Annotated in this window: 22 protein-coding genes and 1 tRNA gene; 21 read left to right on the forward strand and 2 right to left on the reverse strand. The window is 39.1% G+C overall.

The genetic code is table 11. The annotated features are described in order from the left end of the window. Position 1: 1 nt before the first annotated feature. The 17 genes from IAE53_RS00700 (at position 2) to IAE53_RS00780 (ending at position 19,514) form a co-directional block, all read left to right on the forward strand. Positions 2–991: a DUF4097 family beta strand repeat-containing protein gene (locus IAE53_RS00700; protein WP_148423156.1), complete on the forward strand. Its 990-nt coding sequence runs from the start codon at positions 2–4 to the stop codon at positions 989–991. A gap of 436 nt (positions 992–1,427) precedes the next feature. Further along, the gene (locus tag IAE53_RS00705; protein ID WP_148423155.1) at positions 1,428–2,459 is read left to right on the forward strand and encodes a HoxN/HupN/NixA family nickel/cobalt transporter; all 1,032 of its coding nucleotides are present in this window, start codon (positions 1,428–1,430) and stop codon (positions 2,457–2,459) included. 186 nt (positions 2,460–2,645) lie between these two features. Beyond that, a tRNA-Lys gene (locus IAE53_RS00710) sits at positions 2,646–2,719 on the forward strand. A gap of 381 nt (positions 2,720–3,100) precedes the next feature. After that, positions 3,101–4,501 (forward strand): amino acid permease, encoded by a 1,401-nt coding sequence (locus IAE53_RS00715; RefSeq protein ID WP_148423154.1) that lies wholly within the window; start codon positions 3,101–3,103, stop codon positions 4,499–4,501. Between the two features lie 86 nt (positions 4,502–4,587). Continuing rightward, positions 4,588–5,511: an AraC family transcriptional regulator gene (locus IAE53_RS00720; RefSeq protein ID WP_167497502.1), complete on the forward strand. Its 924-nt coding sequence runs from the start codon at positions 4,588–4,590 to the stop codon at positions 5,509–5,511. Between the two features lie 122 nt (positions 5,512–5,633). Beyond that, positions 5,634–6,842, forward strand: a complete 1,209-nt coding sequence (locus IAE53_RS00725) for an MFS transporter (protein WP_200135783.1) — start codon at positions 5,634–5,636, stop codon at positions 6,840–6,842. Further along, positions 6,839–8,212: an FAD-binding oxidoreductase gene (locus IAE53_RS00730; protein WP_148423151.1), complete on the forward strand. Its 1,374-nt coding sequence runs from the start codon at positions 6,839–6,841 to the stop codon at positions 8,210–8,212. The genes IAE53_RS00725 and IAE53_RS00730 overlap by 4 nt, the downstream gene beginning before the upstream one ends. A gap of 205 nt (positions 8,213–8,417) precedes the next feature. Then, a complete protein-coding gene (locus IAE53_RS00735) occupies positions 8,418–10,034 on the forward strand; it encodes a CTP synthase (RefSeq protein WP_200135784.1) in 1,617 nt (538 codons plus the stop codon). A gap of 98 nt (positions 10,035–10,132) precedes the next feature. After that, positions 10,133–11,932 (forward strand): excinuclease ABC subunit UvrC, encoded by a 1,800-nt coding sequence (gene uvrC, locus IAE53_RS00740; RefSeq protein WP_148423150.1) that lies wholly within the window; start codon positions 10,133–10,135, stop codon positions 11,930–11,932. Between the two features lie 108 nt (positions 11,933–12,040). After that, complete coding sequence (obgE, locus tag IAE53_RS00745) at positions 12,041–13,360, forward strand: GTPase ObgE (protein WP_200135785.1); 1,320 nt, start codon at positions 12,041–12,043, stop codon at positions 13,358–13,360. Positions 13,361–13,545: 185 nt separating this feature from the next. Further along, positions 13,546–15,231 carry an acetolactate synthase AlsS gene (gene alsS / locus IAE53_RS00750; protein WP_148423148.1) on the forward strand — a complete coding sequence of 562 codons (1,686 nt, stop codon included), beginning with the start codon at positions 13,546–13,548 and terminating at the stop codon, positions 15,229–15,231. Between the two features lie 400 nt (positions 15,232–15,631). Then, a complete protein-coding gene (locus IAE53_RS00755; protein ID WP_188352807.1) occupies positions 15,632–16,195 on the forward strand; it encodes a hypothetical protein in 564 nt (187 codons plus the stop codon). Then, positions 16,195–16,353 carry a hypothetical protein gene (locus IAE53_RS00760; RefSeq protein ID WP_010285856.1) on the forward strand — a complete coding sequence of 53 codons (159 nt, stop codon included), beginning with the start codon at positions 16,195–16,197 and terminating at the stop codon, positions 16,351–16,353. The genes IAE53_RS00755 and IAE53_RS00760 overlap by 1 nt, the downstream gene beginning before the upstream one ends. Positions 16,354–16,383: 30 nt before the next feature. After that, positions 16,384–16,545 carry a hypothetical protein gene (locus IAE53_RS00765; protein WP_167497501.1) on the forward strand — a complete coding sequence of 54 codons (162 nt, stop codon included), beginning with the start codon at positions 16,384–16,386 and terminating at the stop codon, positions 16,543–16,545. A gap of 146 nt (positions 16,546–16,691) precedes the next feature. After that, positions 16,692–17,279, forward strand: a complete 588-nt coding sequence (locus tag IAE53_RS00770; RefSeq protein WP_148423146.1) for a hypothetical protein — start codon at positions 16,692–16,694, stop codon at positions 17,277–17,279. A 178-nt stretch (positions 17,280–17,457) separates the two neighbouring features. Further along, a complete protein-coding gene (locus tag IAE53_RS00775; RefSeq protein ID WP_200135786.1) occupies positions 17,458–17,871 on the forward strand; it encodes a hypothetical protein in 414 nt (137 codons plus the stop codon). Between the two features lie 50 nt (positions 17,872–17,921). Further along, complete coding sequence (locus tag IAE53_RS00780) at positions 17,922–19,514, forward strand: BspA family leucine-rich repeat surface protein (protein WP_200135787.1); 1,593 nt, start codon at positions 17,922–17,924, stop codon at positions 19,512–19,514. 115 nt (positions 19,515–19,629) lie between these two features. Here IAE53_RS00780 and IAE53_RS00785 read toward each other — a convergent pair whose 3' ends face one another. Continuing rightward, a complete protein-coding gene (locus IAE53_RS00785) occupies positions 19,630–20,016 on the reverse strand; it encodes a hypothetical protein (RefSeq protein ID WP_010285864.1) in 387 nt (128 codons plus the stop codon). Positions 20,017–20,040: 24 nt separating this feature from the next. Continuing rightward, the gene (locus IAE53_RS00790; protein ID WP_148423144.1) at positions 20,041–21,270 is read right to left on the reverse strand and encodes an aminopeptidase; all 1,230 of its coding nucleotides are present in this window, start codon (positions 21,268–21,270) and stop codon (positions 20,041–20,043) included. Positions 21,271–21,414: 144 nt separating this feature from the next. Between IAE53_RS00790 and IAE53_RS00795 the strand changes: the two genes are divergently transcribed. From IAE53_RS00795 to mutM, 4 genes are all read left to right on the forward strand, one after another. Next, complete coding sequence (locus IAE53_RS00795) at positions 21,415–22,152, forward strand: GH25 family lysozyme (RefSeq protein WP_148423143.1); 738 nt, start codon at positions 21,415–21,417, stop codon at positions 22,150–22,152. Next, positions 22,149–23,153 (forward strand): Gfo/Idh/MocA family protein, encoded by a 1,005-nt coding sequence (locus IAE53_RS00800; RefSeq protein WP_200135788.1) that lies wholly within the window; start codon positions 22,149–22,151, stop codon positions 23,151–23,153. The genes IAE53_RS00795 and IAE53_RS00800 overlap by 4 nt, the downstream gene beginning before the upstream one ends. A 1-nt stretch (position 23,154) precedes the next feature. Continuing rightward, the gene (locus IAE53_RS00805; protein WP_148423141.1) at positions 23,155–24,450 is read left to right on the forward strand and encodes a DEAD/DEAH box helicase; all 1,296 of its coding nucleotides are present in this window, start codon (positions 23,155–23,157) and stop codon (positions 24,448–24,450) included. 149 nt (positions 24,451–24,599) lie between these two features. Next, positions 24,600–25,433 (forward strand): bifunctional DNA-formamidopyrimidine glycosylase/DNA-(apurinic or apyrimidinic site) lyase, encoded by an 834-nt coding sequence (mutM, locus tag IAE53_RS00810; protein ID WP_148423140.1) that lies wholly within the window; start codon positions 24,600–24,602, stop codon positions 25,431–25,433. The last annotated feature ends 6 nt before the right edge of the window (positions 25,434–25,439 follow it).

Raw genomic sequence — 25,439 nt, forward strand, 5'->3', positions numbered from 1 at the left:
CATGAAACGTGGCGTTAAGATTGGATTAACATTGGTTGTTATTGGTGTTGTAATGGCACTAATTGGCATTTGCTTTGGTGGGGGTTCTAGTGCTATTACTTGGGATCGTGGCTTCAAAGTTATGGATCAAAAAACAAAAAAAAGCAAAATATCGCAAAAATCATATATTTTTGACAATGTAAAAAGCATTAATATTTCAACAGCTTTACCTGTACGCGTTGTCACGGGTGATGTTAAGCAAGCCACTGTTAAGGTATTCACTTATCACAAGTTACCTGAAATGAACTATCAACAAAGTCATTTAACAATTACTGATAAACAGACTAGCAGTGTTTCTCGAGGCGAGGTTAATATTGAATTTAATATTACTGGATTCACTTGGCGGCGCCATAGCCAGAGATACCAAGAAGAAATTGTGATTACAGTACCGCAATCACAAAATTTGTCTAATCTTCAAATTAATGGTCAGAATAGCAGCGATGTTAGTCTATCAGGTATTCAAGCAGATAAAATAACGTTACAACATGTTGCAGATACAAAGTTAAAAGACATGACAGTCAATCATGACTTAAAACTCGATGATACTGAGGACACTGATTTAAACAACATTACTACATCCACAGCCACGATTAAAAGTAATGATGGGGATGTAACTATAAAAAATACGCACATTAGCGATAGAACGACGATTCAACTTCAAGATAGTGATCTAAACATACATCAAAACCACATGAATGTTGGTGAAATAAATGTGTCAGATGGTGATATTAATTTGTTAAGTAATGAGCTTTCAGGTGAACTAAACATCACGGCACAAGATGGTGATGTTGCAGTTGCTATTGGAAAAAGTAGTGTGGTTGCTAAAACGCAGGATGGCGACATCTCGGCTTTTAATCAGCATGAGGATGATCAGTCAACCTATGCTTATAAAGGGACAACTGGCAAATATATCATATCAACAAATGATGGGGATATAAGAATCAAGCAATGATAAACAATATTAATTTATTAAACGTTTGACAAAATGAAAATTTAATAATATACTTTTAATTGTATTGTTAAATAAATAACAAAAAAAGAGGTAAAATTATGCATAAAACAATGAAGCAAGTCAATCATTCTCTCCTCTACCTACTTCTCAATTGAGGTCTAGTAGGTTCTTTGAGTGACTATCTACTAAACAAAAATCGTTTGGTAGATAGTTGGGACAACATTAAAAACACCCCAACTTTAATATGGTTGGGGTGTTTTTGTGTTGATGCACTCAAAGCAACAAATGTAGTCAGCGATTATCGATCACCTTCTCGTAAAAGTAGCATATTAAAAGGACATATTGTGTCTACTAAGGACACCATTTGTTCGCTATGTTTACCAGAGAATATATCCTATGATAATCTTATTTTTACAGTGCAAGGAGAAGAAAAAACATGATGTTAAGCACACAAAAACAAACAACGTTACAGTCAGATGCAATGCGCTATGGTGCAATAATCGTCCTTTTTTTAATTTCAGGAATAATGTTATTAATGACCAGTGCTGCGCAGTATCCTGAAATGATAGCAATGGCTTATTTATCATTTACCATGGGACTAAGGCATGCATTTGATGTCGATCATATTGCTGCCATTGATAACATGACGCGTAAAATGCTAAATGATGGTAAAAATACACGCGGTGTCGGCTTCAGTTTTTCATTTGGTCATTCAATGGTTGTGGTATTGATGGCAATGGCAACAGTTCTATTTGTCGAGTGGGCCAAACATGCCATGCCGGTATTTGAACATATCGGTGGCGCCTTAGGGACTTCGATTGCAGCTGCTATGTTGATAATGTTAGCTATTGTCAATAGTTTTATTTTGCGTGATATTTGGGTGAAATTTACGGCAATGCATCATCGCAATGGTGTGGATGATAAGCAGGAACAAGTTAACACCTCTAAAATATATCGTTTGTTTTTGAAGTTATTGGGCATGATCAAGCATAATTGGCAAGTGGCAATCGTTGGTTTTTTGTTTGGTTTAGGCTTTGATACTGCGACACAAATTGCGGTTTTGGCCACGTCTGCTACCGCTGCTAATGAGGGAATACCATGGTATTCGACCATGGCTTTTCCGTTGCTGTTTACTGCGGGGATGTGTTTGATGGATACTGTTGATGGCTTCTTTATGAGTACAACATATCATTGGGTATTTTCATCACCGTATCGGAAAGTCTATTATAATTTGACGATTACAGGTATTTCTATTTTAGCTGCTGGATTCATTGGGTTTGTGGACTTTATTCAATCATTTTCCGTCATGTTTAGCTGGCAAAATGGTTTAACGAGATGGGCAAACGCGCTGGATTTTAATCAAATGGGTATTATCTTGGTCGGTTTGTTTGTTGTTGCTTGGATTATTGCCATTACTATTTGGCACGTCTTTCATTTGGCTGAAAAGGATGAAGAACAAGTCATATAGCATTTATCTGATATGTTCATTGAACGTTGAAAATAGGTGGTATTATGACATTTATAGCTACTGAAATTTGCAAGCATAAGCAACCTGTGTCAGCTTTGTAAAAGGAATACAATTTAGTTGAAAAAAGGGGTTGCTTTTTTTTAGAAAAGTCTGTAATATATATAAATGTGCTAAGGCATAAGAAATGCTCCTGTAACTCAGTTGGTTAGAGTAGGGGATTTTTAATCCCAAGGTCCTCGGTTCGAATCCGAGCGGGAGCACTGAGTTAATCAGGCGACCTTGGGTGATCCACAAAAAACAGAATTCTTAGGAATTCTGTTTTTTATTTGCTTAAAATAGCAAATTAGTGTATTATTGATGAAAACGTTGAAGAGGACAAGTAACTATTATTGTTGTTTAAGAGATGCCATACTAGGTGAGAGTGGCAAAGCAATGATGGTGAATAACTACCTCCGAAGTGACATACGAGTAGTGCAAGTGAAAGTATGACCGGTGTCATTGGTCGTTATTCCAATGAGAGTGAAATGAATTGGCTATTTTTGATGACGGCTGATATGACTAAGGTGGTACCGCGCGAAAAGCGCCCTTGAATTTTTATTCGAGGGCGCTTTTATTTGTTTAAAAAAGAGGATGGACGAGTTATGGCAGGAAAAGAATTGAATCGAGATTTATCATCACGTCAAATGCAGATGATTGCACTAGGTGGCACGATAGGTGTCGGCCTTTTCATGGGATCTTCAGCAACTATTAAATGGACCGGTGTTTCTGTCCTGTTGGCATACGCATTGGCTGGTTTAGTGTTGTATTTGGTGATGCGTGCTTTGGGAGAAATGTTATATGTTGATCCATCAGTTGGATCTTTTGCAAATTACGCTACAAAATATATTCATCCCGTAGCTGGATATCTCACGGTGTGGGCAAATGTATTTCAATGGCTGACAGTTGGTGTTAGTGAAACAATTGCTGTGGGCATTTACTTAGACTTTTGGTTCCCACACATTCCCGATTGGGTGACGGGCGTTGTCGTATTAGCGATGTTGACAGCAGCTAACTTAGTGACGGTGAAAGCTTATGGAGAAATGGAAACGTGGTTTTCGTTAATCAAGGTTGTCACTATCATTTTCATGATCATTCTAGGATTGCTCGTGATTTTACTAGGATTTGGTAATCATTGGCAACCGTTAGGCTTTTCAAATTTGTGGGCGCACGGACCATTTTTTGCTGGTGGGATAAAAGGATTTTTCTTTGCATTATCAATTGTCATTACATCATATCAAGCAATTGAGATTATTGGTATTACAGCAGGTGAAGCCGCCAATCCTCAAGTTGCTATTGTTAAGTCTATTAAATCAATTGTTGCGCGTATTTTAATATTTTATATTGGTGCTATTTTTGTTATCATTACGATCTATCCTTGGGATAAATTAGATCAAGTGGGATCACCATTTGTGGAGACTTTCTCACGAGTAGGTATTACAGCTGCTGCGGGGATCATCAATTTTGTCATGATGACGGCTGCGATGTCTGCGTTGAATTCGGGAATTTTTTCATCAAGTCGCATGCTGTACACGTTGGCTTTGGGAAAAGAATTATCACCTAAGTTTTTGAAATTATCTAAGCACCGTGTGCCAACGCTGCCTGTGTTAGCGATTTCTGGTGGTATCTTGTTAGGCATCATTCTAAACGCAGTTTTGCCAATGTTTTGGCATGGTAGTTCTAGCATTTTTGTACTGGTTTATTCAGCCAGTACGCTGCCTGGTATGGTGCCTTGGTTTGTCATTTTAGTGAGCCAAATCAAATTCCGAAAAGCTAATGCGGCATTAATGGCAGATCATCCTTTTAAAATGCCTTTTGCACCATACACCAACTATTTTGCGATTTTGATGTTATTGGTGACGTTGGTATTTATGATGATTAACCCCGATACACGAGCACCATTGCTTGTTGGGTTGGCTTTTCTAGTCATCATGACAATTGTTTTCTTTGCAACACGTGCTTGGCATGCTAAGAAAATGCAGCAAGGTTCAAACAGCAACCATTAAGTTGCTGTTTTTTATTTGCTTTAATTGATCGTTGTTATTATGATAATATTACTAAATAAATGTCGCAAAGGTGGGGAAGAGACGTAATGTTAGAAACAAAATGGCATGAAATGTCGAATAATTTGGACCATTACAAACGATTCTTGTTTGATCAGTCAGCCACAATTAATCCGCAAGCAATTAAATTATTGCCAGGTGTTGATTTTATTTTACATGATTATGATATTGCACATTATCGTGCCAATATTAATTTTCCAAATAAAATATTGCGCCTTGACTTTGCTTATGCTGGCAATGTTCATGCTGTTAACAATCATAAGGAAGCAGTTTTTTTAGAACCCGGATTTTTAAAAATTTCTCAAGAAGCAGATGAGCAAAGAAACTACAATATTATTGATGGACATTATCATGGTGTCACTTTTTTAGTTAATCCAGAAAAAATTGACGAAGAATTATTTAGTTTAGTTGGCAATCCTGATATTTGCCAACAAATTTTTCAAAATCAATTAACAAATCAAAATTTTCGATTGATGAAAACTGAATTTATTGATCGTCTCTTTAAAGATATTGCGGAAGTTGAAACCCATAATCAACGCCAATTTTTAAGATTAAAAGTTGCTGAACTGTTGCTATATCTCGCAACATATCAAAGTACCTTCCCACAACAATACTTTGCCACTAAAGATATTAAAAAAATTAATGCGATACATGATTTTCTGCTACAAAATTTAGACAAAAGAATAGCGATTGTGCAACTATCCAATCAATTTCATATTAGTCAGACGAGATTACAGAAATTATTCAAATCAACTTATCAACAGACAATTCACCAGTTTGTTTCTGAGAAGCGATTTGATAAAGCATGCGATCAACTCAAAAATAGCAACGCCAAGATACTATCAATTGCAACTGGAGTTGGTTACGGTAATGTCAGTAAATTCTCGGCCATTTTCAAAAAGAAAACACAGATGACACCAAAACAGTATCGACAACTCTACAACATCAATTAAGCCGTTAATTTTTATAAAATACTCAAAAGGGCTACTTTTGTCAAAAAAGGATAGTAAAAGCAGCAGAACTTCTTTAGATTAGTTAACAGAATAGTTAATCAACAGGAAGGGAAGTTCTATTCATGAAAAAGAAACTCTTTGTGGCAACACTTGTGTCGTATTTAGGAATTTACATTACGATGCCAGTGCTCTCAGCCATTTCAACAAAAGCACATTTAATGCCAGGTCAAATTGGCATTATGATTTCGTTAGGTGCTTTCGCCATGCTGCTCTTTGCACCAATTTTGGGAAAGTTGAGTGATTCATTTGGCAGACGTATCGTTATGATTATTGGTCTATTGGGTATGGGGGCGTTTTTCATTCTATACGTTGCCTTGTTCCACATGGCGATTGGAACGGCGACAGCCAGCTCGATGCTAATATACGCGTTAATGGGCACTAGGTTTTTGTTAGGTATTTTTATGACTACAACGCCAACGGCCGCTAATGCTTATATGGCAGACATTTCATCAGTAAAAGATCGCGCAAAAGATATGTCTTCATTGGGATTTGCTACCGGTCTAGCTATGGTTTTGGGTCCTATCATTGGTGGTCTAATTTCGGCCTCAGGCAATTTGTATTTACCTTTTTACACAACGATAGTTTTGCTCTTAATTTTTGCAGTGATTATGACAGGTATCTTGCCAAAACAGCAAATCACAATTGACAATGCAAAAAATGAAGAAACAACCCAAAAGCAAAAAAACAAATTTTTCTCGGTGCAATTATTGAGTTGGTTGTTGGTTGGTAGCTCAGTGATGTTTGTGGTTGTCGGCTTACAATTACTCACATCATTATATTTACATGACAACATCGGGCAAAGCGTCATCCATAGTGCCAAAACATCATCATTTTTGTTTGTTATTTTAGGTGTTACGTTGATGATTGTTCAAATACTTCAAATCAAAGTCTTTAATTTTTCAGCGCGACAAATGATGCTGATTGGTATTCCGCTCATTGTGATTGGGTTATTACTCATTGCTTCTGCAAATGCTTATTGGTTAATGATTGTCAGTTATATTTTCATTGGTGCTGGTGCGGCGTTAGGTATGAGTTCATTATCAGCAGGCGCTTCATTAACAGTTTCTCAAGAACATCAAGGTGCGGTTGCCGGCGCTGTTGCTATGACACAAGCAATTGCTGGAATTGTATCCCCATTGTTTGGATCATTTATCTATCAAATTAATACTAAATTACCATTTCTGTTTTTTGCAGGATTTGCTGTGTTGACATACGTGTTGTTTATGATAATTACTGCACACCAAGCTGAAAGAGGGGTACGTTCCGAATGACAAATATTAAACAAAATGGCACGCAAGATTGGCCACCAATTCCAGAAGAGCTGCAATCAATATGTTTGGATTCTGATGACGACCAGTACAGCCGTTTTCAATCTAATTATTTTCAAGTTGGTCATCCTGCGTTAATATTTGTTGCAAAAACTGAAGCCCACGTGAGTGAAGTTATTATGTACGTGGCACAATTGCAACGTCTTTCAAAAGATGCCGTACCATTTTCAATTAAAAGCGGCGGGCATGGCCTTACTAAGCAGTCTATTAATCAAAATGGCGTTATACTAGATCTATCTCAGATGAATCGTGTGACTGTTTTGGACGCTGAAAAAGGCATATTTGAGGCACAATGCGGCGCAGTTTGGGGAGACGTGGCTGCAAAAATTGGTCAGTCTGGGCTGATTTTATCAAGTGGTGACTTTGGCGATACTGGCGTTGGCGGTCTCGCAACGGCTGGTGGTATCGGGTTATTAGTCAGGAAACAAGGACTGACGATCGATCGTATTATTTCGGCAACCATTATAACAAGTGATGGAAATCGGCATGTTGTCTCTGAGGAACATGAGCCTGACTTGTTTTGGGCATTACGGGGTGGTAGTTCTCAAATTGGTGTTGTGACTAATTTTGTGTTTCAGGCTGACAAAGTGCCTCAAACAGCACAAGGTGTAGCTGTCCCAATTATGTATCAAAAGATCAGTTATGATTTGAAAGATTTATTGCTATTTTTGCGTCATTGGCAGCAATGGCTTGCCAAATGTGACTATGATTTGTCTAGTCTCTTGATGATTACTAAGCAGGAGGGAGGGAATTCGCTTGTCGCGACAGGAACAAATGTCTGGATTGGTGAATCAACAGACGAAATGAAAACATTATTGCGTGCTAGCAAGAATCTTGACCAAGTTGTCGAATATGAATGGCAACAGATGAGTTATGCTGACTTAGTCAAAGCGCCACATTTGGACAACAAGGGGGATCAAGATGCTTATGTCAAAAATGTGTTGGTCGATCAATTAGATGCTGAAATTGTGCTGAAATTAGCTAAATTAATCGCTTTGGATAGTGTAATGGGTCTTGAAATTCGTGCTATTGATGGTGCTATAAATATGCGCGCTGTTAATTTTAATGCGTGGGCACATCGACAGGCTAAATTTTTTATTGCAGTTTGGTGTGATCCAACAATGTCAGATGACTTGAATCAGCAATTTAAAGCACTACATTTGGAAAACCTAGGGGTCTATGGCGCCTATTCTAGTGACATTAGCCAAGCTGAAACGAAGCGTGTTTGGCCAAGTGAAACCGGGCGTCGTCTTCATCAAATTGCAAAGCAATATGATCCAAATCAAATTTTCAATCAATCCAGACGAATTTGATGGACAGGGACATTGAATGGGTGTTTAAGATAATTCAATTTGACAAATGAGGACTAACTCTGTATTATAAATTAGGGCTCCCATTTGTTGGGACAAACGTTAAAAGCTCTCAAGACTTTCTTGGGAGCTTTTCTATTTTATTTTACCCCTAATTGTTACGTCATTTCTGTGGTTGTAAACGCAGATGGAATCATGAGGAGGCATCATGGCAGATAAACAAGTGAAGTATATTTTCGTTACCGGCGGCGTTGTGTCATCGCTTGGTAAAGGAATTGTGGCGGCATCTTTAGGTCGTTTGCTAAAAAATCGCGGGCTCAAGTTAGCGATTCAAAAACTAGATCCCTATATCAACATTGATCCCGGAACGATGTCACCTTATCAACATGGTGAAACTTTTGTGACAGGGGATGGCTTGGAAACAGATCTTGATATGGGTCATTATGAGCGTTTCATGGACATCAATACCAACATGTATTCTAACGTGACAACAGGTCGTATTTATTCCGAAGTTTTGGCTAAGGAACGTCGTGGTGACTATGACGGTGGCACTGTTCAAGTTATTCCGCATATCACAGATGCTATCAAAGACAAAATGAAAAAGGCTGCTGAATCGACGGATGCGGATGTTGTTATTGTCGAAGTCGGTGGTACGGTCGGTGATATTGAAAGCTTGCCGTTCATTGAAGCATTGCGTCAAATGAAGTCTGATCTTGGCAACGAAAACGTCTTTTACATTCATACCAGTTTGATTGTCTACTTGACTGCAGCTGGTGAAGCAAAAACAAAGCCAACGCAGCATTCGGTTGCACAATTGCGTTCATTGGGTATTCAACCTGACATGATTGTCTTACGTACATCAGAACCATTAGAGGAAGGACTCAAACGTAAGATATCAACCTTCACTGATGTTAAAGCTGACGCTGTCATTGAATCACGCGATGTTGAAACCCTTTACGAAATCCCATTGAACTTACAAGCACAAGGCATGGACGATGTGGTTTTGAATAAGTTACAAATTGATGCACCACAAGCTGATATGACAGCTTGGTCAACAATGGTTGAATCAATTAAGCATCCTAAAAAAGCAGTTAACATTACTTTAGTTGGTAAATACACAGACTTGCCAGATGCTTACATTTCAGTGAATGAAGCTTTGAAACATGCTGGATATTCGCAAGAAGCAGAAGTTAACATCAATCACATTAAGTCAGAAACTGTCACTGCTGATAATGTTAACGATTTGTTGCAAGACGCAGATGGTGTGATTGTACCAGGTGGATTTGGCGCACGCGGTACAGAGGGCAAAATTGAAGCGATTCGTTATGCCCGTGAAAATAATACACCATTCCTTGGTGTGTGCTTGGGCATGCAGTTAGCATCTGTTGAATTTGCCAGAAATGTTTTGGGTTACAAAGATGCCAACTCTACTGAACTAAATCCAGAGACATCAGCGCCAATTATTGATTTGATGAAAGATCAAGAAAATGTTGAAAACCGCGGTGGCACACTACGTTTAGGCTTGTATCCAGCTATGTTTTTGCACGACACATTGACAGCAAAAGCTTATGGCAATAAGCCTGAGGTTGAAGAACGTCATCGTCATCGTTATGAATTTAACACCAAATTCCGCGATGAATTTGAAAAAGCTGGTATGGTCTTTGCGGCAACTTCACCGGATGATCGTTTGATGGAAGTAATCGAATATCCTAAAAATGATTTCTTCGTTGCAGCGCAATACCATCCTGAATTCTTATCACGCCCTGATCGTCCAGAAGGCCTCTACCATGATTTTGTGGCAGCTTCCTTGGCGCACCAAAAATAATTATTCTCAAAATCCTATCATCTATAATGGTAGGATTTTTAATCGCTTGTCATGACCGTTTTTATAGCAGTACGTGACATGACTGGTATAATGAAACTATGTTAGCAAATCCATCACAACATATTGAACAAAAATTAACCTTGCTACCGGCTGAACCAGGCTCTTATCAAATGAAAGATGCTAACGGTAAAATTATTTATGTCGGCAAGGCAAAAAATCTCAAAAACCGAGTAAGATCATACTTTAAACAAGATCACGATGGCAAGACAGCTGAATTGGTTGCCAATATTGTTGATTTTGATTTTATTGTGACCAATTCTGATAAGGAAGCTTTCTTAATTGAGAATGAATTGATTAAAAAGTACAAACCTTACTATAATATTCGCCTCAAATACGGTACGGGATATCCTTACATCAAAATCACCAAAGAACGTGATCCTAAAATGGCGCTAGTCAACGAAGTTAAAAAAGATGGTGGTTTTTATTTTGGACCATATCCAAACGTTTATGCAGCGCAAGAAACATTACGATTTTTAGAGAAAAACTATCCTTTACGTCGCTGTAATGGGTTTCAAGGACGGCCTTGCTTGTATTACAATATGGGGCAGTGTTTGGGACCATGTTGGCATGAAGTGCCTAAAACTGAATACGATCAACAAATCGCACGTATCAAGCATTTTCTAGATGGCGACACTAAGGCAGTGAGAAAAATAATCACCGAAAAGATGCAAAAAGCAGCGTCATCGCTGGAATTTGAACATGCGGCGGATTTACGTGATCAGTTAAAATATATTGATGAAACAGTCGAAAGCCAACGGGTATTATCACGCGATACGACACCACGAGATTTATTCAACTATTATTTGGATAAAGGTTGGATGACGGTTGAAGTCTTTTTCTTGCGCCAAGCCCGTCTCATTCGTCAATTTAAACGGACCTTTGCGATTGTAGGTGAGGCTGACGAAGAAGTCACGAGCTTCATACAACAGTTTTATGCACAAAAAAACATTCAGAAGCCACGCGAAGTATTGGTGCCAAAAGGCATTGATACCAAGGCGCTTTCAGAAATATTGAATGTACCAGTTCGAATACCAGTGCGTGGTGAAAAGCGAGATTTGCTTGATTTGGCGGCCAAAAATGCGCAAATCGTCTTAGAAGAAAAGTTCCGTTTGATGCAATTAAATGAACGAAAAACAACTGGTGCCATGAAAGAAATCACTGACGCCTTGCATATCCCGATGGGACATCGGATTGAAGCATTTGACCATTCTCATACGCAAGGGGTCGAGATTGTCAGTGCGATGGTTGTCTTTGATGATGGTGTACCCAACAAGGATCTTTATCGCAAGTACAAAATTCAGTCTACTCCTCACGCTGATGAATGGGCTGAAACGCAGGAAGTAATCCGTCGACGTTACAGTCGTGTTCTCAAAGAGGGTGGTGATTTACCTGATTTGATTTTAATGGATGGTGGTGAAATTCAGCTACATGCAGCTAAAGAGGTATTGATTGACGAACTTGGGCTTACAAATGTTCCGATTGCCGCAATGGTCAAAAATGATAAGCACAAGACGGCTGATTTAATCGATGGTAACACAGAACAAATTGTGACTTTGGATAAACAATCTGAGGGGTTTTTCTTAATTCAACGCGTACAAGAAGAAGTACATCGTTTTGCCATTAGTTTCCATCGCCAATTACGGAGCAAGCATTCGTTAGCGTCTCGACTCGACACAATTCAAGGTGTAGGACCCAAAACGCGCCAAAAATTATTGCGTGAATTTGGGTCATTACCAAAAATCACGGCAGCAAGCATTGATGAATTGGCGGCAATTGGTATCAACGAAAAACTAGCGCGAGTAATTCACCTGTCGCTTAATGCCGGGGAACATAGCTAATTTCATGCTTTTATGGTAAACTAGAGTGTTTAACATACGCAAGCACACAGGGTGTGCAGACAAGGAGAAAAGTGGCGACTGACTTGAGGTCAACGCCATGACAAATTTATGGCATTCGTAGATCAAGCACAAATTGAAGTAAAAGCCGGAAAAGGTGGCGATGGTATCGTGTCTTTCCGTCACGAAAAATTCGTGGCAATGGGAGGACCTTTTGGTGGCGACGGTGGTCACGGTGGGTCAATCATTTTTAAAGTAGACGAAGGTCTTCGGACATTAATGGACTTCCGATACAATCGTCATTTTAAGGCACAACCTGGTGGTAATGGGGGCACAAAAGGTATGACTGGTGCATCTGCTGATGACCGGTATATTAAAGTGCCACAAGGCACAACAGTAAGCGACGCTGACACAGGCGAAGTATTAGCTGATTTGCTAGAAAATGGACAAGAACTTGTTGTTGCTAAAGGCGGTCGTGGCGGTCGCGGTAACATCCATTTTGCTACGCCTGCTAATCCTGCACCAGAGTTGTCCGAAAACGGTGAACCAGGTGAAATTCGCAATCTCAAATTAGAGTTGAAAGTCTTAGCAGATGTAGGCCTAGTTGGTTTCCCTTCTGCAGGAAAATCAACGCTATTGTCTGTTGTATCAAATGCGAAACCCAAAGTAGCTGCTTATCATTTTACAACTTTATCTCCTAATATTGGTATGGTGCGTTTGGATGATGATCGTGACTTTGTTATGGCGGACTTGCCGGGTTTGATTGAGGGTGCTGCGCAAGGCGTTGGTCTAGGCTTTCAATTTTTACGACATGTTGAGCGAACTAAGGTAATCTTGCACTTAGTTGATATGTCAGGCATTGAAGGAACTGATCCTTATACGCAATATCGCAAAATTTTAGATGAATTGCAACAATACGATGAGACGATTTTAAATCGCCCACAAATTGTGGTGCCTACTAAGATGGATATGCCTGATTCAAACGAAAATTTGGCAAAATTCACATCAGCAGTCGAAGCAGATTCCGGTTTGCCAACTATGCCCACGATTATGCCGATTTCTTCAATTACACGAAATGGTGTAAAAGACCTAATGCGTTTGACAGCAGATATGTTGGCCACTGCGCCTGCACCTGAAAGCTATCGTCCAGTAGCGGAAAACGAAGTGACTGAGAAAACGTATACCTTTACACCTGAAACACACGACTTTACTGTTGAATGGGTTGAAGATGAGGAGCGTTGGTTGTTAAGTGGGGCAGAAATTGAAAAGTTGTTCTTAATGACAAATATTCAAAGAGATGCAACTATTATGCGTTTCGCGCGTCAACTGCGTCATATGGGCGTTGATGATAAGCTACGTGAAGCCGGCGCCAAAGATGGTGATGATGTGCGCATTAATAATTCTGACTTTGTGTTTGAATTTAGTGATTAAAAGTGAGTGAGCTTGCCTGATGAGGTAAGCTTTTTTTGTTGCGAAATAATTCACAATCTTTAAAAACGTTGAGTTTGTGAATTGTGTATCATTGATATTAAAACAAACTTCACAATTAACCAGTACAAAACTCATGTGAAAAGTGCTATGATAACATTATTAAATCAAGAAGAGGCAAACTTTAAATGACAGAACAAAAATATGGTTCAGATATTGTCACAGACAGTCTAGTTAATCATGGTGTTGACCTTGTTTTTGGTATTCCAGGTGCGAAAATTGATCGCTTATTTGAAACACTTGAACATCCTAAAACTGGTCAAAAAGTACCTAAGTTAATCGTGACGCGTCACGAACAAAATGCCGCCTTTATGGCGCAAGCATTTGCACGTATCACAGGTAAAACAGGCGTTGTGATTGCGACTTCTGGACCAGGTGTTGGTAACTTAGCAACCGGTTTGATGACAGCTAACGCTGAAAGTGATTCAGTTGTTGCCATTGGTGGTCAAGTACCACGCCGCGATTTGTACCGTTTGACACACCAGTCAACGAATTCAGTATCACTCTTTAACGCTATCACTCATTATAGTTCAGAAATTCAAGATCCTAATAATATTTCAGAAATCATTGCTAACGCTTTTGCGGCAGCGAATGGTGCGAAAAAGGGTGCGGCGTTTGTATCATTACCACAAGATGTTGATGATGCACCAGTATCAATTTCTGCATTGCCACAAGTACCTGAGGCACAGCAAGGTGCTGCTGCTATTGCTGACATTGATTGGTTGGCAGAACAAATCAAACAAGCTAAGCTACCAGTTTTGCTTGTGGGTGCGCGCGGATCTGATGATGCAACGGTGACGGCTTTGCATCATTTGCTTAAACAAACGACGTTACCAGTTGTTGAAACATTCCAAGGTGCAGGGGTTATCTCTCGAGACCTCGAACCTGAAACTTTCTTTGGTCGTATCGGATTATTCCGTAACCAAACAGGTGATAAGCTTTTGCAACAAGCTGATTTAGTGGTGACATTAGGTTATGATGCCATTGAATATGAGCCACGAAATTGGAATAAGGAAAATAATTTGAATATTGTCGCGCTAGACACGACACATGTTCAAATTGACAACAATTTTGTACCAAAACGTCAATTAATTGGTGATTTAGCACAGAGTTTGGATTTGTTGGCAGAGCGTATCAATGGTTATCAAGTCCCTGCTGAAAGTCAAAGTGTCTTGAAATCATTAAAAGATGATTTGCGTGCTTCTGACGAACCATCTTACACACCTGCTGAAGGTAACTTGAACCATCCGCTTAATGTTATTAAGTCAATTCAAGCCCACGTTACAGATGATATGACAGTTTCAACAGATATTGGATCGCACTATATTTGGATGGCACGTCATTTCAAATCTTACGTGGCACGTCACTTCTTAATTTCTAACGGTATGCAGACGCTTGGTGTTGGTTTGCCGTGGTCTTTGACCGCTGCTATGGTTCGGCCAAATGCAAAGTCTGTCTCTGTATCAGGCGATGGTGGTTTCTTCTTCTCAGCTATGGAATTAGAAACAGCGGTTCGTTTACAATTGAACACTGTTCACATTGTTTGGAATGATAACGCGCATTATGACATGGTTAAATTCCAAGAAGAAATGAAATATAACGGTGAATCTGCTGGTGTCACATTTGGTAATATTGATATTGTAAAATATGCTGAAAGTTTTGGTGCTAAAGGTTTGCGCGTCACAACGCCCGATCAGTTGGATAAAATATTAGACGAGGCTTTTGCTACGGAAGGTCCTGTGGTCGTTGATATTCCTGTTGATTATTCACATAACTATGAACTTGGGTCACAATTGATTGAATCTGAAGGTTGAACATAAAAAAGCGCGTTTTTGATGAATGTTCAAAAGTTAAAGTGAAATTTAACTAATAATTAGAACGGCTAGTTGACGGTAGAATAACGACAACTAGCCGTTTTAATTTTGTCTAAATTTGACCATTGTTATCATATATGATTCAAGATTGACTTGCGCCTTTGAATTCTTTAACTGATGAGTATTTCTTTATCTTCCTAATTTAGACTCTTGGTCTATTTTGGGTGAATAAATAAATTGGTATATGGTATTAAAAGTATTTATAGTGCCTATTTATAAGACTTTTCAAATAAATGGTATACATTAACGGGTAAAAGTAGTATACTCGGGTTGTACTCAGGGGACAAGCTTATGAATTAAATTGCAAATATTTTATCATCAAGTAAAGGGGAGTTTTGTTATGAAGAATATTATTGGAATGACGCTAGGTGTTTTAACAGCAGCAAACTTAACAACTGCTGTTATACCAGCAACAAGTGTATTTGCGGACACTACAACACAGAATACTGCAAAATTAACTACCACTACTGATTTTGGTGGGCTAGATCCAAATAATCCGGTCTTAGATAGTTCTTCAACAAGTCACTATATTTCTGGAGTAGCCGTTTTGAACTATATCAAAGAAAATGATTATAGCGCTTATCAAAAGCTATCTGATTCAGATAAGCAGGCGGTAATTAGTATGGATGAGTTGCGTCAAGGCAGTACTTATGTAAAATCATATAGCAATGGGCATACGCGACTGTACATTAATTCTGCGTTAGTTAAAGTTGTTAAATTAGCTGGGGCTGTAGCAATTGCTGGAGCGGTAGCCAGCGCTATTGCCTCAGCAGGAATAACTGGTGCACCAGCTGCAATGATTGCTACTGGTGTCGGTGGTGCTATTTCTCTTATTCCAGCAGATCGTGGTGCTTGGTTTGAGTTTAATAGTCGCTGGAATATAGTTAATTTTGGTTCTCAATAATGCTAAAAATTAACATATTAATTGCAGTTTTAATTATTGCTTTAATATCATTGGCGTCGGAAACATGGCTACCGCAATATTGGCAATTAATAACCATCGTCTCTGTGTTGATTTCATTGGCAATTGTATACTATTTAAATCGGTCTGATGATGGCTAATGCAGAGCTGATTTATATGTGAGGTTATCAATGACCAAGTTCAACAAGAACTTAATTACATTTAGTAGTGGCTTAGTTATCGTCTTAATTGTTGCAATTTTAATCGGTCAACTCACGTTACAAAATTTACTATTAATCACTATAGCTTTGTCAGTGAGCTTAGCAATTAACAACAAATTAGATCATTATTAGTAGTTAAAAAGGTGCAGAATTTGTGCCTTTTTATTTTTTCTAAATTAAACTTGAGTTCATTTATAGAGGACGCGTTTTTATGGTTTTTTTTATCTGTCCAAATGTGACAATTCTGGTATACTATTCCTAGAAAAAGGAGTAGCACAATGCATTTAGGTTTGACTATTGGTGCACTGATCATCACGGTGTATTTCATCAAAAAACAATTTGAATTTGAGAAGGTTTCCAAGGTCAGGTATTATATGATACCTGCTTTTGGGGCGTTCCAATTTGTAACGAATGTTAGTATCAAAAATGCCTTCGATGCGACTTTACTGGTGGTTGTCTTTGTGATGAGCTGTCTTATTGGATGGTATCAAACCCGTGATTTTGCTATTAAAGTGCACGATGAGCCAACCAAATATATTGTCAAAGAAAATCATCAAGAATCACCAATTTATGAACGTGCACTTTATTCTCGTGGCGGACGCAGTTACATTGTCGGTTGGATTGCGATTTTTATATTGCAAATTGTGATTGGCCTAGTGACACATACGGTGTCACTTGATGAGGTTAGTCATGAGTGGACTGCTGAAATACTCAAAGACTTGTTAATATTCTTTAGATTCAATCATGACGAGTATTGGTGGATATGGGAAATATTTGCGGTTTCTAACTTGAGTTACTACTTATTCCTCAAAAACACGAATGACCAAATGCGCGATGCTTTCAAATCTGAACCAAGAGCATCATGAAAAGTTTAAACACTTGTAGTAGAAACAATCTATTACGAGTTTTTTTATCCTACAAAATATAATACGAGTCAAGAATAGATTTTTCTTCAAACAGTTCACAATTTGTTCACCAAAAATTCGTCTGGTCTTCCACCCCCCCTAGTAGAATGAGGGTCTAGGCTATCAATGGAGAAAAATCATGCGTTTATCAAAAAAATTCTACTTCACAATACTCGTTTTAATGTTTACCTTAATACAACCATTATCTACAGTTCGTGCGTCAACGATAGCAAGTCATGTTGATACGGCTCTTAATAGCAAAATAAATCTTCCAAATAACGGTCGTTCTGACTTACAAGTGTTGATTAAGCGAGTGGCCACAGATGATACGGCAATCACTGAGACGGCAGCAGAGAATTCAAACGAGCAAGATGCCAAAACTGATATGTCAAAATCACATAGTAATGACATGGTCGTAGCATCATCAACCAAAACGCGCGCCTCAGTGATGATTAGTGGTACGAATGGTACGTCTACATGGATTTTTGACCCTGATAATCATAAGCTGACTTTTAAAGATGGTAGCTGGACGAGCGAATTGAATCAAATATAAGTGAACAAGGTGTCGACCCAGACGATGTCATAACAATTGAATTCGAAACTATGGTTGTTGCACCAGATGATGTGTCAGGACTATTTTCTCAATTACATCATTTCATGAATCTTCTTAAACCTGAAAATCTTGATACGAGCAATGTTGAAACAATGTTTGAATGGTTCATGGAATGTTCAGAATTGTCGGTTACGGATTTAACCGCTTGGCGAGTGAATAGGGTGAAGCGATTTGATTTTATGTTTTATTTAACGGGGATCAAAGATTTAAATTTGTCTGATTGGGGCGTTAATTTTAGTACAAAATTTGAATATATGTTTGCGGGGACACCCCAATTAAAAACATTAAATTTATCTAATTGGGGTGCCAATCGTCCGGAAAATTATCGTGATGTTGACATGTCGCACATGTTTGAAAATGCGGTCAACCTGACGACGTTAAACTTAGCTAACTTTGGGATAGATACAGTGACGGACATGAGCTTTATGTTCGCTGGGACACCAATCGTTAATTTAGATTTGTCTACTTGGAAAGTTCCTAGAGTGAAATCATTTCAAAATATGTTTTACCATATGTCGGAACTAAAGAGTTTAAAATTGACGGAGTGGGGTCAGGGACGTACGGCTACGGACGTCAATATGGCGTGTATGTTTTACGATACGGTCAGCTTGAAAGAACTTGATATAGCCAAATGGAGCACATCAAATGTAACTAATATGCAATTCATGTTTTATAATACTGGCATGGAGGCGTTGTCACTGAGTACTTGGGACGTTCGTAAGGTGGCTAATTTTGAGGGCATGTTTGCACAGGCGAGAGAACTGTATAGTTTAGACCTTAGAGAGTGGAGATGGTACGATCTTGATCCAATCGCTAATGTAGATATGTCTCACATGATGGCTGATACTCCGAAGTTGACTAGTGTGGTATTCTATAATTTCAGTACGAAATGGGTTGATAACACAAGTAGTATGTTTGCCAATTCGGGTGTTACTAAGTTGGACTTGAGTAGCTGGGATACCACCCGTGTTACCAACTGCTCTAATATGTTTACTGGGGCTACTAATCTTTGGCAGCTTACTTTGGGAACCAACACAAGATTGACGACGGGAACACCAAACGTGCCAGAGACACCGACTGTAGGCACAATTATTAATGATGGGACACAAACTTATAAAACAACGGCAGCAAGTTGGCAAATTGTGGGTTCTGGAACGGTGCATAATCCTAAAGGTGATTCCATCAGACCAACAGAAATGTGGGTAAGCGGCGCAACTCGTCCTGTAACTTATGTATGGACACAAGCTCCAATTATTGAGTTATCATCTAATATTGAATTTGGTACTCTAAGTGCAGCGAGTTTTCGTAATAATCAATCACCAATTGCTACTAACATGAGTGTTGGTCAACTGAACGTGTCTAATTTTGAAAATGGCGTCAATTACCGTATTACCGTCAAGCAAACGTCTGATTGGGAATCAAGCGATACCACTGAAAAGATTACAAAATCTGATTTGAAAATCAAATACGGAACGGATGACATGTCAGCAGGAGAGGTGAATTTTTGGCAAGGCGTGGGGCAAATAGTCAAACCAACATTCGTTTCAATTATGATACCTCTAAAAATTTTAACATCTGGCTGAATAGGGACATTGTGATTACTCCAGAGTTATTAGAGAAACAGTTGCATGCAAATGTCGTTTGGTCATTGAATGATACGCCTTAATAAAAAGCAAGCTACCAACGGTAACTTGCTTTTTAATGATCATGCATGACACGTGTCATCATGATTGCCTCTATAATGACAAAAGTTGCTAAACGTGGCCAGTAGCTCAATGCAAGTACATCACGCGTCAACGTACTGGTCAAAATAAATGTACTAATGACATAAATGACATAAAAGAAAAATGTTAATTTATAAGGAACATCAGAATTATTTTTCAGGCGGGGTAATTGCAACAGATAGAGCAGTGCAATCACAGTTGCCATAATAATCGTGACAGCTGTTGCCATACTTGTCTTGGGACTCGTATGCCAAAAATCAAGATGACCAATGGCGGCGATAATAGCAATGAAAAATAAGTCATAAAGCCGCTCTTTTAATGAACGACCGCCATCCCATTTGTCTAATAAATTATTGATCATCTTGAAGCTTCTCCCAAATAGATGTTAAGCCCAATCACCATTTCTAAAGACTGGGACAATTTGACCATCTTGCGTGATACCATCAATTGACATATCGGCTGAACCAACCATAAAGTCAACATGAACATCTGAAATATTCCAACCACGTTTTGCCAAATCTTCTGGTTGATCAGTTTTACCACCAGCAATATTTGAAGCATAGGCAGCGCCAATCGCCAAGTGATCAGAGGCATTTTCATCAAACAACGTGTTGTAGAACAACACACCACCTTGGGCAATTGGTGAAGGATCAGGCACAAGTGAGACCTCACCCAATGATTTGGCACCTTCATCTGTATCAATTAGTTTCTGCAAAACAGGCAAACCCTTTGAGGCAGAAGCTTTCACAATACGACCATTTTCAAAATCTAATTCAATGTCTTCGATCAAGTTACCTTGATATGAAAGTGGTAATGTTGCTGCCACATGACCTTGGATATTACGGTTGTCAGGCGCTGTGAAGACCTCTTCGGTTGGCATGTTTGGAATAAAGACGTTACCAGCTTTATCGTACGAAAAAGCTGCTTCCCAAATATGACCTGTTGCTAAACCAATTGTAAAGTCTGACTTAGCATTATGATAATGTAATGCTTTAAAGTTTTGACTGTTCAACCAATCGGCTTTATTTTTCAATGTTTCAATATGCGTGTCCCAGTTGGCAATGGCGTCCGTTTCATCATCAACACGAACGTCTTTCAAAATTTCAGCCCACAAGCGATTGACTGCTTCTTCACCCTTGAGGTCAGGGAAAACTTTTTCCGCCCATGCTTGTCCAGCAGCGGCAACTACCAACCATGAAATGTCATCTTTCATGGTTGCCTCACGAACACGACCCAAAGCTTTTTGGTTAGCCTTTGTCAATGTGTGAAGACGCTCCGCATCAACACCAGCTAAACCATCAGGATCTTGTGATACAAGTGAAATACGTGAAGCGTATTGATCCATCAATTCATTTGCTTTGGCAACGGTATAGTTGGGAACCGTTGCTAAACGATCTTCTGGTGCATGATCAAGAAATGCTTTTGCAATTGTTTGGTCTGACCATTCCATCACTACTTCACGGGCACCAGCCTCATAAGCAGCGGCCACGATTTTGCGAGCAAAGTAAGCTTCGTCAACGGCAGCATACAAAATAATTGTTTGACCAGGTTGCACATTGACGCCTTTTTTGACAATGAGTTCAGCGTACTTGTTGAGTTGCGTTTCTAATGACATGGTATTCTCCTGAATAAAAGTTAGTGTATCTGCTCATTTTCCCATGAATAATAATTATTTACAAGCTTTTTGTTGCAAAAATCGTATGATATAAATGAACAGCTTAATCAGCGCAGTAGCGTTTTTTCTTGTATAATAATGACTATGGATAATTCAACGAAAAAATCATCATCATATAAAACCAAAAAATCACTAACTTTTACGACCTGGTTACTTATTCTTGTGGGAATCGTGGGCTCCTTTGTAATCTGGGTATTTGCCAAGCCTGTCATTGTTAATACTGATGTGACACCAACGGGTTTTGCTGTACAAGGTGTGGCGATTAATCAGACTTCAGGTTATGTGGACTTTCAAAATTTAGCCAATAACGGCATTGATTTTGCTTATTTGCGTGCTACCTCAGGTAATTCTTTCGCTGACGATGGCTATAAAAGCAGCTATACACGTGCTAGATCTGCTAAACTGAAAGTCGGTGCTATTCAAGTTTATAGCTCAAACACCACAGCAGCTTTGCAAGCACAGTATTTTATTGATAATGTTGGGAATCAGATTGGTGAGTTGCCAATCGCAATTCAGGTGCCAGATGACCAAATTTCAACAGCAACTGATGCACAGCGTTTAGCATCGCTCATTCAGACACTTTATTCACATTATACCCATGACATTGTGATTTACACAACGCCTGCGGTTCAAAAGCAACTATCTGACACAATTAAAGATACCAAATACTGGTTGATTGAAGACAATACCGATAACAAGGCAGCAGAGAATCAATTTATACAGTACGATGAGGATCGTACAATTGGTTCAGGTTTGAAAGCAGTCAAAATGCCAACGTCAGTCTTCAATGGCACAAAGAAACAATTCGAGGCATATAAATGATTAGATTAGGTATTATTGGCACTAACTGGATTTCAAAAATGTTCGTTGAGGCAGCGCTGCAAACTGGTAGCTATACGTTGACAACAGTGTACTCACGTACAGAAGAAAAAGGGAACGCTTTTTTGGCTGATCTCGACACTGACACTGATAACGTAGCGGTGGTCACCACTTTGAGTGATTTATACACAGATATTGATGTGGTGTATATTGCGTCTCCTAATGCGTTGCATTTTGAACAAGCTAAGGTAGCGATTGCCTCAGATGTGCATGTAATTGTAGAGAAGCCATCATTTAGCAATCCAACGGAATTTGCGATAATTGAAGAGCTATTGACGCAACATGAAAATGTACGTGTTTTTGAGGCAGCACGTCATGTTCATCAATCAAACTTCAAGCTGATGCAACAGGCTATGATTGAATTGCCACAAGTGCAGGGCGCTACATTTGTTTATCAAAAGTATTCCTCACGTTATGATGCTTATTTGGAAGGCCAAGAACCCAATGTTTTGACACGTGAATTTAGTGGCGGTGCATTGTATGATTTGGGTGTCTATCCTATATATGCGGCGATTGCTTTATTTGGTGCACCAAGGGCGGTACAATATTTGCCAACACTTTTAAATAATGGTGCAGACGGGCGCGGGACCGCTAATCTATTCTATGATCAATTTAATGTGACAGTTATTTTTGGAAAAAATGCCAACTCTTATCTATCAAGCGAAATTTATGGCTTGAAAGAGACGATTTCAACAAACAATATTGCAGAACTAAACACCATAACCTACCATGATGGTGATGGTAATGCGGATAACATTGGGGTGGCAGGGACAAGTAATCCAATGGTTGCTGAAGCATCAGATTTTGCACGGGTCATTACTGATCCCATAAATGAACATGTTCGTTATCAACAATGGTGGCAACTTGCTAAGCAGGTTAATCAAACATTATTTGATTTACGACAATCAGCTGGTATTGTATTTCCTGCTGATATAAAGGACTAATATGAGACCAGAACTTTTAGAAAAATTTAATGCTGTTTTTGAGCAGCCAACCCCCATCCAGAATGCTGTTTGGCAACGTTTAATCGATGGTGATTCTATTTTTGGATTGGCCCCAACGGGGACGGGGAAAACATTAGCTTTCGTTTTGCCAATGTTATCTCAAGTTGACGCTAATTTAAAGCGAACGCAAGTTTTAATTTTAGCACCTAGTCAAGAATTAGCCATGCAAACAACGCAAGTAGCGCGAGAGTGGGGCGCTTTGGTGGGCGTGAGTGTTGCTAGTCTCATTGGCGGCGCCAATGGACGTCGACAAGCTGAAAAACTCAAAAAAGATAAACCACAGATTGTTGTAGGGACGCTTGGACGTGTGCTAACAATGCTTGAAGGTGGGGTATTAAAATTAGACAACATAAAGGCTGTCATTTTTGATGAGGCTGATGCGATGTTGACCGAAGAACGGCATGCCAGTTTAGAGGCGTTAGCCGATCAGTTACCAACAAATTTGCAATTGGGGTTATTTTCAGCTACTTCTGGTGCAGATTTGCAGTACGTAAACACTGTATTTAATCAAAAGGTGCATCCAATTTCGGTTGGGACTGACGCACCGGCTAACATCAAACATGAATTTCAATACGTCGACCAACGTGCAAAAGAAAAAATACTAATTCAATTAGCTCGCCATAATCAACAAGCATTAGTATTCTTTAATACAATTAGTGCACTCGTATCAATGCAGGCAACGTTGCGCCATGCACATGTCAGTGTTATGAGCATCGGTAGTAATGACAAACGACAAGTGCAACGTGCTGACGCATTGAGACTGTTTAAAAAAGGCGAAGTGGTCCTTTTACTGGTCACAGATGTTGCCGCACGTGGCCTTGACATTGATAATTTGCCATTAGTGGTCAATGCACAATTGCCTGAACGTTTGAAAACTTATGTTCATCGAACCGGTCGAACTGGTCGTATGGGTAAAAACGGTAGGGTTTTGAACTTAGGTAATGATCATGATATTCGTAACTTAAAGCGTGAGCTTGGTGATAAGTTTACGTTGGTCAAAGCTGACAATACTTTTGAATCATCTACAAAAACAGTTGCTAATAAGCAACAGGCAATTGTGGTTTCATCAAAAGCGGAAAGTGACAGTGCAAAAAAGCCCAGCATAACATCATCACCATCAAAAAAACATTTGCCTGTCAAAGTAGCGGCAAAAAATGATTTGCCTGAGCGAAAAAAGAAGCGGGCCAAGCACTCAAAAAATAAAGGTAAGCCTAAATGGGCTAAAAAGCGTGACTAGCAATTCAATGCTGGTCTTTTTTTTGACATCAAAATTTTTTGCCTGAAGGGGTAGGTACCAGTGTGTTAAAATAGGTTTAGCTAAGTTTGATAAATCAAAATTAGCTCTAAAAAATAAGTATATAGAATTGACAGTATATAGGAGTGGCAATGCCAGAACTTCCCGAAGTTGAAACGGTCCGTCGCGGACTAGAAAAATTAATTATTGGTGCGACAGTAACTGCTGTGAATGTGCCCTATCCAAAGGTAATTACCGGTGATTCACAGGCGTTCGTGACGGGTGTCATGCAATCTACGTTTACGAAAATTGATCGACGCGGTAAATATTTGTTGTTGCGTTTGTCTAATCAACACACAATTGTCTCCCATTTAAGAATGGAGGGGCAATATTCTGTTGAACCGATTGGTACTACACCTTACAAACACACAGAAATTATATTTGAACTAGCAGATGATCGTGCTTTGTTTTACAATGACACGCGCCGTTTTGGACGTATGGTACTAGCTACTACCGGGCATGAAAGTCTTGTTTCACCATCATTGGCAAAATTAGGACCAGAACCTACTGAAGCTGATTTGACATTGCCATATATGATTAACGCCTTTTCAAAGTCAAAAAAACCAATCAAAACTTTTTTATTAGATCAAAATCAGATAGCCGGTATTGGTAATATTTATGCAGACGAGGTATTGTGGCAGAGCAAAATCCACCCAGAAACCCCAACCAATCAATTGTCTAAGTCACAATTGGCGGTATTGCGTTCCAATATCATTTCGGAAATAGCACGGGCAATTAAACACCACGGGACGACAGTTCATAGTTTTAGCAATGTGTTTGGCGAAGTTGGTAAATTTCAAAACGAGTTAGAGGCATACGGGCGAGTAGGTGAACCATGTCTGCGTTGCGGAACATCGATGGTAAAAATAAAAGTTGGCCAACGCGGCACAACATTTTGCCCATTTTGTCAGGTTAAATTAGATTGATAAGGT

Origin of the sequence: Leuconostoc sp. S50, assembly GCF_016624925.1 — a bacterium.
GTDB lineage: Bacteria > Bacillota > Bacilli > Lactobacillales > Lactobacillaceae > Leuconostoc > Leuconostoc pseudomesenteroides.